The following is a 14,909-nucleotide window of genomic DNA, read 5'->3' as shown; positions in this document are numbered from 1 at the left end:
GCCCACTGCCTTTCATGACTGCCTGATTTTCAACGACACTATTCTGTTTAACGAAAAAATGAACCTTTCAAATTAAAAATTGAACCCCTTTTCAGCGGCTTACCAATAGGTTTGGTGCTTTCAATCAAATCTAAACTGCAAGCTTGCATATGAAAAGAAAACTCCCTTTTTTAGGGTTCCTCCTATTATTTTGTTTGAATATAGCATGGAGCCAGACGCGGACCGTTACGGGGCGTGTAATTGCAGATAGTTCCAAATTGCCCCTGGGTGATGTATCTGTAGGGGTAAAAGGAAGTAAGACAGGCGTCAAAACCGACAACGACGGTAAGTACAGCATCGCCCTTCCCGCCGAGGGAAATCCCACACTGATTTTTAGTTCCGTTGGTTATACCTCCCATGAGGTGACAGTTGGTCAGAAAACGACCATCGATATCACACTCTTCAAATCCTTCGGGTCAATGAACGAGATCGTGATCATCGGTTACCAGGCTGTGCCCAAACCAAACCTGCTGGCTGCCAGCTCGCAGGTAACTGCAAAAGACCTGAAAGATAACCCGCTGAACAACGTGTCTGAAGTGCTGCAGGGTAAACTGGCCGGGGTGCAAATTACCATGTCTGAAGGCGCACCCGGAGCAGATGCCATTATCAATATTCGTGGCCGGGGGTCAATCACCCAAAGTTCCGAACCATTGTATGTGGTAGACGGCGTTCCCACCGATAACGCGCTCACTGTATTGAACCCGCAGGATATTGCTTCCATCAACGTGCTGAAAGATGCCGCTTCTACCGCCATTTATGGGTCAAGAGGTGCTAATGGGGTAGTGGTGATCACTACCAAGGGCGGCAAAAATACCGGTGGCAGAACCGTTGTTAACTACAATATGTATTACGGTGTGCAGAAACTGGCGCAGAAGATACCCATGATGAATGCCTATGATTTTGTGGGCTATCAATATGAAAAAAGTATGTGGCGGAGCGATAGCTCCATTACCCGGTACATCAATTCACCCATTACCTGGGACCAGGTGGAGGCCTATAAGGATTATCCCACCTACGACTGGCAGGAGCGAACAATGGGGCGGAATGCTTTGCAATCGTCGCATAACGTAAGCTTGTCGGGCGGTAATGCCAATACTACCTTTAATTTAAGTTTGACTGCGAACAAACAGGAAGGCATTCTCATCAATTCCGATCTCGATAGAAAGAACCTCAATTTCCGCATCGATCATAAAGGCAATGATGGCCTCTTTAATTTCGGGTTCAATGCCCGGTATACCGATCAACGGATCAATGGTGCCGGAACCTCCGACGCTGGTGGCGCCGGTTCAAACCGGTTACGGCAGTATACCCGGTATAAACCCCTTATTTTACCCGGTGAAGAAGAAGACGCTTATGACGCCACGCTCGATCTGAACAATGCCGGAAATGGATTTAATATCCTCAACCCGATTTTGCTGGCCAATGCAGAAACCAGAAGAAGATTGAATAACCAGCTTAATTTAAATGGTTATATTCAGATCAACCTGTTAAAGAACCTCACTTTCCGTTCTACTGCTGCCATTAATTATAACAGAACACGGAACCAGGCTTTTGATGATACCCTCACCAATAATGCCAAATCATATCAAAAACAACCGTTGGTATCATTGAACAGCACAGAAGGTACACAGATCAGCAATTCGAATGTGCTTACTTATAGCAACCCGGCTTTCCTGGGTCCTAAAAACTATTTTTCAGTATTGGTAGGACAGGAAATTCAAAAGACAGTGAATACCGGTACGTCGCAGGATATCCGTTATTTCCCGATTGGTATCTCGGCAGACAAAGCGTTCAATAACCTGCAACTGGCCGCGCCCGGTACTTTAGCCTATCCACAACCACTGGGCAGTTCGAACCGGGTGCCTACGGCATTGGCGTCTTTCTTTGGCACTGTTGACTATAATTACGATCAACGCTATTATGCCAAGTTCACCATGCGGTCAGATGGTACTTCCATCTTTGGTGAAAACCACCGCTGGGGTTATTTCCCTTCAGGCGCCGTATCCTGGCGTATAAGCCGGGAGAATTTCTTTACCAGTAACGTCATCAACGACCTCCGCGTACGGTACTCGTATGGTGCTTCCGGTAATAACCGCATTACGCCTTTCTCCTACAGAACACAGTACTCGTCACCGGCAAACGGAGGCTATGGTTTGAATGGCGCGCTCAATGGGATCTTTACTCCATCCAACCTGGGTAACCTCGATCTGAAATGGGAAAGCCAGATTGCGCAGAACTTAGGGATTGATCTGTCGTTATTAAACAACCGGTTGTCTGCAACCATCGATGGTTATTATAATAAATCGAAAGACCTGTTGCTGAACCAATCTATTCCTTCCTCATCAGGTTATACCACCCAGTTCCAGAATATTGGTTCTACCCGGAATATAGGGTTGGAATTACAATTGTCGGGAACTATTATAAATAAAAAGGACCTTAATTACAGCGCCAGCTTCAACATCAGTTTTAACAAGAATACTATCACCTCACTGGGGCCCAACAAACAGATCCTGCGTAATTCAGGCTGGTTCAGTTCCAATAACTTCCCGGCTGATTATGTGTTAAAAGTAGGCGACCAGGTAGGCGCTATGTATGGTTATGTGAATGATGGATATTATACACTCGACGATTTCGATGCAGCGCCTTTCTCCAATCCTTTGTATCCGCAATACAATACCCAGTACACGTTGAAAAAAGATGCAGCTACCAACGCTGGTATCCTCGCCGATCCTTTACAACCCGGTTCACCCAAATTTAAAGATCTTGGCGGTCCCGATGGCAAACCCGATGGTAAAGTAGATGCGGATAATGACAGGACCATCATTGGCTATGCGCAGCCAAAGTTCTTTGGTGGTTTTAGTCAGTCGGTTAGCTACAAAGGATTTGAACTGAATGTGTTTGCGAATTTTGTATATGGAAATAAAGTGTTCAATGCAAACAAACTGGAGTATGCGAGTTCTTATGGCTCACAGGTAAACATGCTGGCCATCGACAATGGCCGCTGGAAAATGATCGATGAAAACGGTAAATCCATTCAGCGGCAGGTAACTATTTCAGGAACAAGCTATATTCTTGGTGCTGACCCCGAGACCCTGAGAAAAGTAAATGAACATGCTTCTATCTGGTTCCCTTCTACCAGTGTAAACGGGTTCTATTCCCAGAGTTATGCAGTAGAAGATGGGTCTTATATCCGCATCAACAACGTTACGCTGGCTTACAATCTGCCTAAAAATCTGATCTCGAAAATAAAGATGACAGGTTTTCGCATCTATGGCACAGTGAATAATCTGGCTACCCTCACCGGGTATACCGGCTACGATCCTGATGCCAATACCCGCCGCTCAGATCCTACCACCTTTGGTGTAGACTATGCGGCTTATCCCCGGGCCAGGACTTTTGTTGCCGGTATAAACGTTACTTTCTAATCAATTAAAGTATTACAATGAAATCAGGAATATATAAATCAACGATTGTAGCCTCCATCATAGTGATGGCCAGCGCCACCTTTGTATCATGTAAAAAATTCTTATCGCCGGAAGCTACTTCCTCCTTCGATACTGAGTTTATATTCGATAATGTTCCCAATGCCCGTAAGGCGGTGCTGGGGGCCTATAATTCCATGTCTGGTGATTATGGGTACGGGATTCGCATCAGCGGTTACTGGTCATACGATTCAGATGAAATGCAAAAGGGTACCAGTACCAATACAACCGATGATGGGCAATTGCTGGCCAAGTTCCTGGGCATTCCCAGTAATCTGAATATTACCAATCCGTTTAACCAGATGTATACGGGGGTGGAAAGGGCCAATATGTGTATTTACAATATCCCAAAGATGAGCCTGTACACAACAGGCAGTGCGCAACAGCAGGCGCAGTTGCAACGCATGTATGGGGAAGCGCTGGTTTTGCGTGCCCAGTATTTGTACGAACTGGTCCGCAATTTTGGCGATGTTCCGGTACAATGGGAACCAGCGCAATTTCAAAAGGACCTGTTATTAACGCGCACAAGTCGGGATACTATTTATGATCACCTGATCAATGACCTGAAAGAGGCACAGTCATACTTACCCTGGCGAACCGAACTGGGTACCATTGGTGATCCCATCGATCAGCGGTTTACAAAAGGCACTGCCAAAGCATTACGGGCAAAAATTGCGCTTACCCGCGGTGGCTATCAATTACCGGTAACGGGTGGTACACTGGTACGGGCGGTCAATTACAAGGACTATTACAAGATCGCACATGATGAGTGTGCAGAGATCATTGCCAACCCGGCACAGCACAGCCTGTTAGCATCTTACAAAGATCTTTGGAAAAAATACCTGCTGGCGCATAATACCAACGATCCTTCCGGTGAATTTATAATGATTGCTTCTATGGCAGCTGGCAGTGGAACAGATAGTAAACTGGGTATTCAAACCGGAACAAAGGTGAATGGGACTGGTGGTCTTTCCGTAGCAGTACTGCCCACCTATTTTTATATGTTCGACTCAACCGATGTAAGAAGGGATATCACCTGCGTGCCTTATGAAATCATTTATGATACCGTTAAAATAGGACATGCCATCAGCGCTATCCACGATGGGAAATTCAGAAGAGAATGGGTGAGCAGCCCCGGTTATGTTTTTAGCAGTGGAAAAGCAGCAGAATCAACTTTGCCAGCCACCAATAACAGCTTGCAGAATATGCAATTGTCGTGGCCGTTGATCCGCTTTGCCGATGTATTGTTGTGGTATGCGGAAACAGAGAATGAATTAAACGACGGGCCTACTGCTGCAGCCATCGATGCAGTAAGTAAAATAAACCTGCGCGGTCATGGTGGAAGTTATAAAGAAGCAGCACCGGTTATTCCAACCTCAAAAGACGGCTTCTTTAAATTCCTGGTAAAAGAAAGAATGCTGGAATTTGGTGATGAAGGCGTTCGTAAGTATGACCTGATGCGGTGGGGCTTAATGGATAAAGCCATTACCGAAACCAGGGCAAAATTAAATGCCTGGGCAAAAGCAACTGCAACCAATCGTCCGGCAATACCGTCATATACGTACATGGAAGATGGGCCTGTTTACGCCCGGGATGTTACCCAGTTGCCAGACACTTTATTTTTTATGCCAAAACCACCGCGGTCGAATGCAGATGAATTCAATCCATTTCTGAATTCGTTTTATAAGCCAAGACCTGATCGCAGTACTGTAAGCGGTGGTATTGGTATAACAGCAGTGACCTGGTGGACGGGCGGAAGCAGCCAGTTAACTTTTACTAATTCTTTGGCGATGGGTTGGACACCAGGCAAAACCGAGTTGATGCCGATACCACAAACCCAGCGCGATGTGAATCCAAACCTTTCACAAAATTTCGGTTATTAAAACCGTTCACGTGTAGTGTTTATGATGAAAAAAAATAGGAGAATAGCAGCAGGCATCCTGGTAGCATTATGTTTGCCGGGAGCCTTTCTGCAGGCGCAAACCAGCAAAGAGAAAACAACCTTTTCCTGGAGCAATCTGCCCACCGCAGTACAGCCCGTTTTTAAACCAGATACCTTTAATATTGTACAATTTGGTTCGGTACCAGATGGACTAACACTGAATACAAACGCCATCAATAAAGCCATTACCACCTGCAGCTCAAAAGGCGGTGGGGTAGTATTGATCCCTGGTGGTATTTGGTTAACAGGCCCCGTTGAAATGAAGAGCAACGTGAACCTGCATATAGACCGCGATGCCATCCTGTTGTTCTCAAAAGATTTTGATCAGTATCCATTGGTAGAAGGCACCTATGAAGGAAGCCGTTCTGCCCGTAATCAATCACCTGTACAGGGTACCAATTTGGAGAATATTGCGATAACCGGCAGTGGCGTTATTGACGGAAATGGCGATGTATGGCGCATGGTGGGTAAAGACCGGCTTACTGAATCGCAATGGAAAACAAAAGTAGCGTCAGGCGGATTGGTAAGCAGCGATAACCGCATCTGGTTCCCCTCAGCCAAAACAAAACTGGCGTTTGATCAAAGACGGGGAACAGCTTTGCTGCCAGGACAAACACTGAAAGACTTTGAAGACATCAAGGATTTTTTACGCCCCAACCTGGTAGTGTTCAACAATTGCAAAAAAGTATTACTCGAAGGCGTGACCTTTCAAAATTCACCCGCCTGGTGTTTACATCCCGTTTTGTGTGAAGACCTCACCGTGCGTAACCTTTTTGTAAAGAACCCTGATTATGCACAGAATGGCGATGGACTGGATGTAGAGAGTTGCAAAAATGTATTGATAGAAGGTAATACGTTCGATGTAGGCGATGATGGTATTTGTATAAAATCGGGTAAGGATGAAGAAGGAAGAAAAAGAGGCCGGCCTACCGAGAATGTAGTTATTCGCAATAATGTTGTTTACAAAGCGCACGGCGGTTTTGTGATCGGTTCTGAAATGAGTGGCGGCGCCCGCAATATTTTTGTGTACGACTGTTCTTTCATGGGTACCGATATTGGCCTTCGTTTTAAAACAGCCCGTGGCAGGGGTGGGGTAGTGGAGAATATCTATGTCAAAAATATCCGCATGAAGGATATTGTACAGGATGCCATCCTGTTTGACATGTATTATTTCGCCAAAGCACCCGGTGCCAATGAAAAGATAGAAGTGCCGCCGGTTACGGAAGCTACGCCCCGGTTCCGCAATTTTCAGATCACTGATATTGTATGCAATGGGGCCAACAGAGGGATTTTTATAAGAGGATTACCCGAAATGAAGGTAAAAGACATCGACCTGAATAATATTGTGCTGAAGACAAACAAAGGGGCCGAGATCATTGAAGCCAATGGTATCCGGATGAAGGACCTTACTTTATTAAGTAATAACGCCAATCCGGTGGTGTATGTGCAGTCGGGTTCCAATATCACCCTGAATGGGTTTAAATATTCACCCAATGCCGGTGTGGTCTTTAGTATCAATGGCGACAAAAACGAAAATATCAGGGTGTCCAATGCCAACCTGTCAAACAACCACGATAAGGTGGAGTTTAACAATGGGGCCAATCGCTCGGTGTTTATAGCAGAATAAATCTTTTTTAAACCAAGAATCACAGCTTGCCCCCTCCTTGCCTCCCCCTAATGGGGAGGCAAGGAGGGGGCTTTTTTTGTAAGCGCAAAAAACTAATTCATCAGTAGCTTTGCACCGATGAACAGTAACCCCACCAACCGATTTTACCTGATTCTTATTCTGGGCTTATTAACGGCTATTGGGCCTTTTTCCATTGATATGTACCTGCCGGCCTTTCCCGACATTGCAAAAGGGCTGCATACAACCATATCGCAGGTAATGTTATCGCTCTCCAGTTTCTTTATTGGCATTTCTGCCGGTCAATTGATCTATGGTCCGTTGTTGGAGCGGTTTGGGCGGAAGAAACCCCTGTATGTGGGGCTTTCCATTTATTTGCTGGCTTCGCTGGGTTGTGCCCTCGCTGCTTCGGTTCAGGCATTGATCGCGTTGCGGCTGTTACAGGCCCTGGGTGGTTGTGTGGGCATGGTGGCAGCCCGCGCCATGGTGCGCGATCTGTTCGAGGTAAAGGACAATGCCAAAGTGTTTTCTACGCTGATGCTGGTAGTAGCCGTGTCGCCTATTGTGGCGCCTACTGCCGGTGGTTATGTTACTGCCATCCTGGGCTGGCGCTGGGTATTTGCCTTGCTGATGATTGTCAATGCGCTCATCCTGGCCGGTATTTATTTTTTATTGCCCGAGAGTAAAAAGCCGGACCCCAATTTCTCACTGAAGCCGAAACCAATCTTAACCAGTTTTGCCAGCATAATTGTACACCCGCAATTTTATACCTATGCATTGACCGCAGCTATTGCAGCTGCCGGGATGTACGCGTATATCGGCGGATCGCCTTCCGTATTCATGGGCATTTTTAAAGTCAGTGAAAGACAATATGGGTGGATCTTTGCGCTGATAGCAATGGGATTGATCGGTTCAAGCCAGATCAACAGTGTGCTGTTGCGCACTTATACCAGCGAACAGATCATAAGAGTGGCGCTGGCCTGTCAGGCTTTTGTTGGACTGGTAATGGTGGTACTTACCCTTACCGGTTTTAGCGATCTGTTTGTTACTATTTTTCTCATCTTTCTTTTTTTGTGTTGCCAGGGTTTTACCTTTCCCAATGCGTCGGCGCTTTCATTGGCGCCCTTTGGACATAATGCAGGCAGCGCTTCGGCCCTGCTGGGCGCCATACAAATGAGTATCGGGGCCTGTACCTCTGCTTTGGTAAGTGTGTTCCAGAACAATACCGCCCTGCCTATGACGGGCGTAATGGCCTGTTGTGCTACGGGGGCATTGACTGTTTTGCTGATAGGTAGGAAGATTATTTGTCAGAAGGCCCGCCAAAATGCGGTGGAACAGGAAGATGTGGAGATGATCAGTACGCTGTAACGGGTAATGTAGTATGTTTGCGGGTATGAAATATTCTCAATGGATTGGCATTGCAGCTGCAATTATGTTGGTTATTGCTGGTTTTTTACCCTGGACCTACCATCCCGACCTTAATAAGAACTTTACCGGTTTCTTTACCGAAAACAATGTTTATGGTAAACCAGGTAATGTATTTGTGGTAGTATCAATTGTGGCTATTATATTTTTTGCTATCCCAAAAGTGTGGGCCAAACGCTGGAATATGTTCATTAACGCCCTCATTTTATCTTACGCCATAAAAAGCTTTATTATGTACTCCGGTTGTTATCGTGGTATTTGCCCTGATAAATTAGCCGGTTTGTGGATCATGCTGGCATCGGCCGTGCTCATGCTGCTAATGGCTTTGTTCCCCGATATTAAATTGAAAGAGGAGCCGAAGAAGTAATAGATATATTATTATTTAACCAATTTTACCAGGCGGGTACCTCTATAAATGTCTTTCATTAAAAGTGATACATCTACAGTGGGTAATTGAACTGTTTCCTGTAGCGTTTTATATTCTTGTTTCACCCAATTGTTATGTGTGTCAATGCGGAATACATCAACCCCAATTGTTTCGGTTTCAATAAGTATGTACTCTTTTAGTGTGGGGATGTCCTTGTAACGACTAAACTTCTTGCCCCGGTCATAATTCCGCGTACTTTCTGACAGGATCTCTATAATGATGGTAGGTTGAATTAGTGTATCCTCATCACTATCTGTAGTAATGGGGTCACCACAATAGATGGAGATATCCGGGTAGGTATATAAGGTGTTTTCTGGAACATGCATTCTCATATCACTTCCAAAGGGACGGCAGGGACTATTTTCTAACCGTGCGCACAATTTTCCAAAGACATTTGTAAAAATGAAGTTATGCCTACGGCCGGCGCCGGACATGGCAAATATCTCACCCTGATAGTATTCATGCTTCCAGGGCGAAGCACGCTCCATTTCAAGATATTCTTCAACGGTATAGTATTGGTTGTTATACGACAATGCTGATTCGTTTACTTCCCAGACATAACCTTCATGGAGTTGATACTCAACGCCAGGTTCGCGTTCCAGTTGATCGAATTCTTCAAGGGTATAGCGTTTTTTGCTGTCGTCCTTTGCTGGTACGTTAGTTTTCATACCATGAATATACGAATTTTTTATCATTCGAATATTTTCGCCACACCAAAAGCCGCCCCTGCTGCAACAGCACCAATAAGCATAACGCGTAAAGCGCCCGCCCATGGATGAATACCCGTCATGCGGCTCTTGAAATAACCGAATATAAACAGGCAGATCAATGTAACAACTACGGATATCTTCAACGCTTCTACCGGTGTATCAATAAAGAAGTAAGGGCTTAATGGTACTAGTCCACCCACCACATATGATAAGCCGATATTCATAGCAGATTTGGTGGCGCGTTTTGGATCGGGTTTATCAAGCCCCAATTCATACTTCATCATGAAGTCGACCCATTTTTGTTTGTCCTTCGCTATTTCTTCTACTGCCTGTTGTTGTATGTCCTTGCTTAAACCTAAATTTTCAAAAAACTCCCGCACCTCTTCTTTTTCTTTTTCGGGCACCTGTTCTACTTCCCGGTATTCGCGTTTCAGCTCACTGTTATAATGATCAATTTCGGTTTTGCCGGCCAGGTAACCACCCAATCCCATAGCAATGGAACCCGCGGCAATTTCAGCAATACCGGCAATGACAATAATACCGGTTGAACTAACAGCGCCGCTTAAGCCAGCGGCCAGGGCAAAAGGTACGGTAAGGCCATCGCTCATGCCAATAACAATATCAGTAAGCCAGGCCGAGCTTTCTAAATGTTCTTCCTGATGTTCCATTGTTTATAAACTTTCCAGGCTCTTTTTTATGATCTGAACACATTCCATGATCTGCTCCCTGTTAATGACCAGCGGTGGGGCAAACCGGATCTTATCGCCATGCGTGGGTTTAGCCAGCAGCCCATTGTCTTTTAAAGTTAAACATAAATTCCAGGCGGCATTAGTATCGGCATGATCGATTACAATGGCATTCAGCAGACCCTTGCCACGGATAACAGAAATGTGCGGAGAGGCCAGCGCCTGTAATTCATTCCTTAATAATTCACCCATGGCCATAGCATTCGCAGCCATGTTCTCTTCTTTAAGCACCCGCAGTGATTCAACAGCCACCCGGCAGGCCAACGGATTGCCGCCATACGTTGAACCATGTTCGCCGGGACGAATGGTTAACATAATAGGATCGTTTGCCAGTACAGCTGATACAGGCAGCGTACCGCCGCTCAATGCTTTACCAAGGATCAGGATATCGGGTTGAACATTGTCATGGTCACAAGCCAGCATAAGACCGGTACGGCACAGGCCGGTTTGTATTTCGTCGGCAATGAACAACACATTGGCTGCTTCACAATATTGTTTGGCACGTGCCAGGTAACCATCGGCGGGTACCATTACACCGGCTTCACCTTGTATAGGTTCAACCAGAAAGCCTGCCACATTGGGGTCCTGTAATGCTTTTTCCAAAGCAGGCAGGTCATTGTAAGGGATTACCGTAAAGCCCGGCATATAAGGACCGAACTGGCTGCGTGAAGAAGAGTCGGTACTAAATGAAATAACGGTAGTGGTGCGGCCATGGAAGTTTTCACCACAAACAATGATGGTCGCTTTGTTTTCGGGAATGCCTTTCACGGCATAACCCCAGCGCCGGCACAGTTTAATGGCTGTTTCAACTGCCTCCACACCCGTGTTCATGGGCAGTACTTTATCATAACCGAAATATTGGGTAATGAATTCGGCATATTCGCCCAGGGCATTGTTGTAAAATGCCCTTGAAGTAAGTGTCAGCTGTTGCGCCTGTAACATGAAGGCGGCAATGATCTTTGGGTGGCAATGACCCTGGTTTACGGCTGAATAGCCACTCAGGAAATCATAATAGCGTTTGCCATCGACATCCCATACATACACACCTTCGCCTTTTTCCAATACCACAGGCAGGGGATGATAATTGTGCGCGCCATATTGCTCTTCCAAATCGAGGTAATGCTTCGTTTTTGCTGATAAAGTAGAAACCATAAAAAGGGAAATAGAAATTATTATTAAGCTATAAGACCGGTAAAACAGATCGTAAAAGGCAGATCAAACAGGCATAGGGACATGCCATTAACCTCCCGACAAAGTCGGGCTAGTAACCTTAGCCTCGATGGTTCAGAAAATCGAGGTTGTAATGAAGAAAGTGTGGTATGTAGGTTCTGTAGTGGATAACAAAAGCTATTTGTGCAAATATAATCAATTTAGGTGAGGGGTCGAAATCCGCCCTGTTAATTGTAATTGACCTGTTAAATCGGTAATAATGGAAAAATAATTAGGGTCTTCCCTCGTTGTTTAGGCGCCTGATTTATTAATACCAAATTATAATGCCCGTGGTTAAGAAACTCTTATTGATTTCAGCAGCTGTTCTTTTTTACTTTAAACCATATGCGCAAAAGGGAAAGCTGGAGTGGGGTGACCTTGAAAAGAAAAACAGAAACACGCCCTTTATGGCCCAGGTTTTAAAAGGACCGGGTACAGATATCATCACCCTTGGTTTCAGAAGACAGGGCGGATCTACGATCTCTCCGGTAATAAGCCGTTTTGATGAAAAGCTAAACCAGGTAATGGAAAAGGAACTGTTTGCCAGCGAAAAGGACATGACTTTTAACAACATTTTCAATTTAAGGGGTAACCTGGTGTTGTTTAGTAAACAATATGATAAGGAAGAAAGATTTTCAGCCCTGCATGCTGCGCAGATTGATCCGGTAACGCTGGCCGTTACAGGGGCAAAGGAGCTGGGAAAGTATGAGGCTATAAAAAAATCGAATCAGGCTACGATCACCGTAATGCCTTCACCCGATAGCAGCCTAGTATTGGTGATGGCCAATGCGCCTTATGCGAAAAATGAGAACGAGAAATTCTTCATTAGTGTGTATGATAACAAAATGAACAGCATTTGGGAAAAGACCATTCAGCTGCCTTATGCCGATAAGTATGTTGTTATTGATGAATTTCAGATATCGAATGAGGGCGATGTGTATGTGATGTGTAAGCATTACGACCGGGAAGTGAGCAGGGAAAAAGTAAGGGAAGACGGCATCAATGTGCCATCTTATAAGTACAAAGTGTTTATTTATAGTAAAGACAAAGCCAAACCCACCGAGCACACCATTGACGTGCAGGATAAATTCGTACACGATATAGCGTTACAATTTAACAACGATGGCAATATTGCCATGATGGGTTTGTACAAAGACTTATACAACAGCAATATCTCCGGCACCTTCATGGGGTTGTTCGACAAAAACACCAAACTGATCACCGTTAAGAAAATGGAGAAATTCCCAAAACAACAATTGGTTGACCTGGTATCTAAAGATGGTTGCGGCAGCCGTAAGGAAAGCAATCCGGGTTTGTACAACCGGTTCAGGATTATTGGTACCAACAAACGGAACGATGGGAGTGTTGACCTGCTAACAGAATACAACTACATGTACATTCACCGTACTTATAACAGCAGCACAGGTTATTATACAGAGTATCCTGTTTATGTGGCCGATGACATTGTGGTGATCAATTATGGCAAAGATGGCAAAATCAGCTATGCACGCGTGCCTAAACACCAGCGCCAGACGGTTACCAACGCCAATGTGTCATTTGTTTGGATGAACCAGGGCAATAACCTGTTGTTGTTCTATAATGATGTAAAAAAGAATATCGACAGAAGCCTCGAGAAAGGCCCCAAATACATAAAGACTTTCAGTAGTTCTGAATTTGTGATGGCTACTATCAACAGCAAGGGCGATCTGCAGCGTGAAAGCATTTTCAGTAATAAAGGAATGGATGTGGTGGCAAAAATAACTTCATGCAGATCTGTTGCCGACAATACGTTGATCATCTATGCCGAAAAATCGCACCAGCTGGCAAAAACCAGGATGCAGTTTGGCCGTCTGAAATTTAATTAAGCGTTACTTAATAGTGAAAGCAAGATAATGTGCAGGCCATTGTATGGCGGGTAGCTGGTCTTTAGGAAATATGCCGTAGAAGCAGGATCCGCTACCCGTCATCGAGGCATACAGCGCACCGCCGTCGTATAAAGCATCTTTGATGGCTTGCAGATCAGGGTGATAATTGCAAACCGGCGCCTCAAAATCATTGGTGAGGGTATTTCTCCAGCTGCTTACCGGTTGTTGAATGAGCTCCGTTAAAGATTGTGGTGATGGGGCAGGGGAGAGTTGTGAAAATGCCCAGCCTGTGTTGATGTGCACCCCGGGATGTACTACCAGAAAGGAATAAGCAGACAGATCGAGTGTTATACTTTGCAGCAATTCACCGCGGCCTGTTGCATAACTGGTTTTATTGACGATAAAAAATGGACAATCACTACCCAGTTGCAGGGAATAATCCAGCAGCTTTTCACGGCTAATGTTCAATTGAAATTTATCGTTGAGTGCCAGCAGGGTAAAGGCACCATCGGCAGAACCGCCACCCAGTCCGGCCCCCATGGGTATAGCTTTGTGCAGGTAGAGATCAACCCCGGCCAGCTCCGGATGATCTTTTTTGAGTAGATTATAAGCCTTGATACAAAGATTGTCTTCATTTCTTCCCTGAACAGGAAGCCCGCTTAAATGGATTTCTGCCTTCTGCCCTTTGCCTTCTGTTCTTACAACTTCCAGGGCATCCTTTAAAGGCAATGGATAAAAAATGGTTTCCAGCTCGTGGTAACCATCTTCACGTTTGCGAACAACATGAAGCCCAAGATTTATTTTACAATTGGGAAAAACGATCATTTATATGCTAACCTCGTCTTTTGCGGCTGTTGATCTCATCGCGGATGGCAATGGCCCGGATGTAGTCTTCCTGTTCCAACACCTCGTTCAGCAGGGTGTTCAACTCATCCAGGGTCAGCGTTTTTAAGTCGTCGGTACCGGCAGAAGATTCAGCGGCCACGGCTTCGCGGGGCTGTTTTTTCTTGCCAGATGGGTCTTCCATCAAAATACCGGCGCTTTCAAGAATATTATCGTAGGTATATATAGGACATCCGAAGCGCACGGCCAGGGCCAGCGCATCGGATGTTCGAGAATCAATTTCTACCGTATCGTGTTCACTCACACAAACCAGCTTAGAATAGAAGATGCCTTCCTGCAGGTCGCAGATCACGATCTCCTGAAGATCAATGTTAAAGGCATTCATGAAATTTTTCATCAGGTCATGCGTGAGCGGACGACTTGGATGCATTTTTTCCAAAGCCACAGCTATCGCCTGCGCCTCAAAACCACCGATTACGATGGGAAGACGACGCAACCCGTTTACTTCTCCTAGCACCACAGCATAAGAATGAGTTTGTGTTATGCTGTGTGATAAGGCAACTATTTCCAACTCTATTTTCTTCATAACGAAAGCAC

11 protein-coding genes are annotated in these 14,909 nt (G+C 45.3%); 6 read left to right on the top strand and 5 right to left on the bottom strand.

Features of this window, described 5'->3' with window-relative positions:
- The first annotated feature begins 149 nt into the window (after window positions 1–149).
- The 5 genes from BMX95_RS15190 to BMX95_RS15170 all read left to right on the top strand — a co-directional run bounded on the left by BMX95_RS15190 (window position 150) and on the right by BMX95_RS15170 (window position 8,879).
- On the top strand, window positions 150–3,464 hold the full coding sequence (locus BMX95_RS15190; protein ID WP_081203291.1) for a SusC/RagA family TonB-linked outer membrane protein: 3,315 nt from the start codon (window positions 150–152) through the stop codon (window positions 3,462–3,464).
- A 17-nt stretch (window positions 3,465–3,481) separates the two neighbouring features.
- Window positions 3,482–5,404, top strand: coding sequence for a RagB/SusD family nutrient uptake outer membrane protein (locus tag BMX95_RS15185; protein WP_081203290.1), 1,923 nt, complete (start codon window positions 3,482–3,484; stop codon window positions 5,402–5,404).
- A gap of 21 nt (window positions 5,405–5,425) precedes the next feature.
- The gene (locus BMX95_RS15180) at window positions 5,426–7,090 is read left to right on the top strand and encodes a glycoside hydrolase family 28 protein (protein ID WP_207631698.1); all 1,665 of its coding nucleotides are present in this window, start codon (window positions 5,426–5,428) and stop codon (window positions 7,088–7,090) included.
- Window positions 7,091–7,207: 117 nt separating this feature from the next.
- Complete coding sequence (locus BMX95_RS15175) at window positions 7,208–8,455, top strand: multidrug effflux MFS transporter (protein WP_081203289.1); 1,248 nt, start codon at window positions 7,208–7,210, stop codon at window positions 8,453–8,455.
- A gap of 25 nt (window positions 8,456–8,480) precedes the next feature.
- Window positions 8,481–8,879 (top strand): hypothetical protein, encoded by a 399-nt coding sequence (locus BMX95_RS15170; protein ID WP_133054029.1) that lies wholly within the window; start codon window positions 8,481–8,483, stop codon window positions 8,877–8,879.
- Window positions 8,880–8,890: 11 nt separating this feature from the next.
- Here BMX95_RS15170 and BMX95_RS15165 read toward each other — a convergent pair whose 3' ends face one another.
- Genes BMX95_RS15165 through rocD form a run of 3 tightly spaced genes read right to left on the bottom strand, consistent with a single transcriptional unit; the run spans window position 8,891 to window position 11,547 of the window.
- A complete protein-coding gene (locus BMX95_RS15165; RefSeq protein WP_165759059.1) occupies window positions 8,891–9,607 on the bottom strand; it encodes a Uma2 family endonuclease in 717 nt (238 codons plus the stop codon).
- Window positions 9,608–9,630: 23 nt separating this feature from the next.
- On the bottom strand, window positions 9,631–10,317 hold the full coding sequence (locus tag BMX95_RS15160) for a VIT1/CCC1 transporter family protein (protein ID WP_081203286.1): 687 nt from the start codon (window positions 10,315–10,317) through the stop codon (window positions 9,631–9,633).
- Window positions 10,318–10,320: 3 nt separating this feature from the next.
- Complete coding sequence (gene rocD, locus BMX95_RS15155; protein WP_081203285.1) at window positions 10,321–11,547, bottom strand: ornithine--oxo-acid transaminase; 1,227 nt, start codon at window positions 11,545–11,547, stop codon at window positions 10,321–10,323.
- Window positions 11,548–11,894: 347 nt separating this feature from the next.
- On the opposite strand from rocD, the gene BMX95_RS15150 reads away from it, so the two are divergent.
- Window positions 11,895–13,469, top strand: coding sequence for a hypothetical protein (locus tag BMX95_RS15150; protein ID WP_133054028.1), 1,575 nt, complete (start codon window positions 11,895–11,897; stop codon window positions 13,467–13,469).
- Window positions 13,470–13,472: 3 nt separating this feature from the next.
- On the opposite strand, the gene ispE is transcribed toward BMX95_RS15150, so the two are convergent.
- Both ispE and BMX95_RS15140 read right to left on the bottom strand, forming a co-directional pair.
- A complete protein-coding gene (gene ispE, locus BMX95_RS15145) occupies window positions 13,473–14,294 on the bottom strand; it encodes a 4-(cytidine 5'-diphospho)-2-C-methyl-D-erythritol kinase (protein ID WP_081203283.1) in 822 nt (273 codons plus the stop codon).
- A 7-nt stretch (window positions 14,295–14,301) separates the two neighbouring features.
- Window positions 14,302–14,898, bottom strand: coding sequence for a bifunctional nuclease family protein (locus BMX95_RS15140; protein WP_081203282.1), 597 nt, complete (start codon window positions 14,896–14,898; stop codon window positions 14,302–14,304).
- Window positions 14,899–14,909: the final 11 nt, after the last annotated feature.

The organism is Niastella yeongjuensis (assembly GCF_900110245.1).
Lineage (GTDB): Bacteria > Bacteroidota > Bacteroidia > Chitinophagales > Chitinophagaceae > Niastella > Niastella yeongjuensis.
Note: the sequence above shows the minus strand (reverse complement) of the source record. Positions and strands in the feature narration are given on the sequence as shown.

Bases quoted from the DNA above. Each gene is read 5' to 3' on its own strand.
- ispE (WP_081203283.1), bottom strand. From the start codon at position 14,294: ATGATCGTTTTTCCCAATTGTAAAATAAATCTTGGGCTTCATGTTGTT.
- BMX95_RS15185 (WP_081203290.1), top strand. From the start codon at position 3,482: ATGAAATCAGGAATATATAAATCAACGATTGTAGCCTCCATCATAGTG.
- BMX95_RS15160 (WP_081203286.1), bottom strand. From the start codon at position 10,317: ATGGAACATCAGGAAGAACATTTAGAAAGCTCGGCCTGGCTTACTGAT.
- BMX95_RS15170 (WP_133054029.1), top strand. From the start codon at position 8,481: ATGAAATATTCTCAATGGATTGGCATTGCAGCTGCAATTATGTTGGTT.
- BMX95_RS15175 (WP_081203289.1), top strand. From the start codon at position 7,208: ATGAACAGTAACCCCACCAACCGATTTTACCTGATTCTTATTCTGGGC.
- BMX95_RS15165 (WP_165759059.1), bottom strand. From the start codon at position 9,607: ATGAAAACTAACGTACCAGCAAAGGACGACAGCAAAAAACGCTATACC.
- BMX95_RS15180 (WP_207631698.1), top strand. From the start codon at position 5,426: ATGATGAAAAAAAATAGGAGAATAGCAGCAGGCATCCTGGTAGCATTA.
- BMX95_RS15190 (WP_081203291.1), top strand. From the start codon at position 150: ATGAAAAGAAAACTCCCTTTTTTAGGGTTCCTCCTATTATTTTGTTTG.
- BMX95_RS15140 (WP_081203282.1), bottom strand. From the start codon at position 14,898: ATGAAGAAAATAGAGTTGGAAATAGTTGCCTTATCACACAGCATAACA.
- rocD (WP_081203285.1), bottom strand. From the start codon at position 11,547: ATGGTTTCTACTTTATCAGCAAAAACGAAGCATTACCTCGATTTGGAA.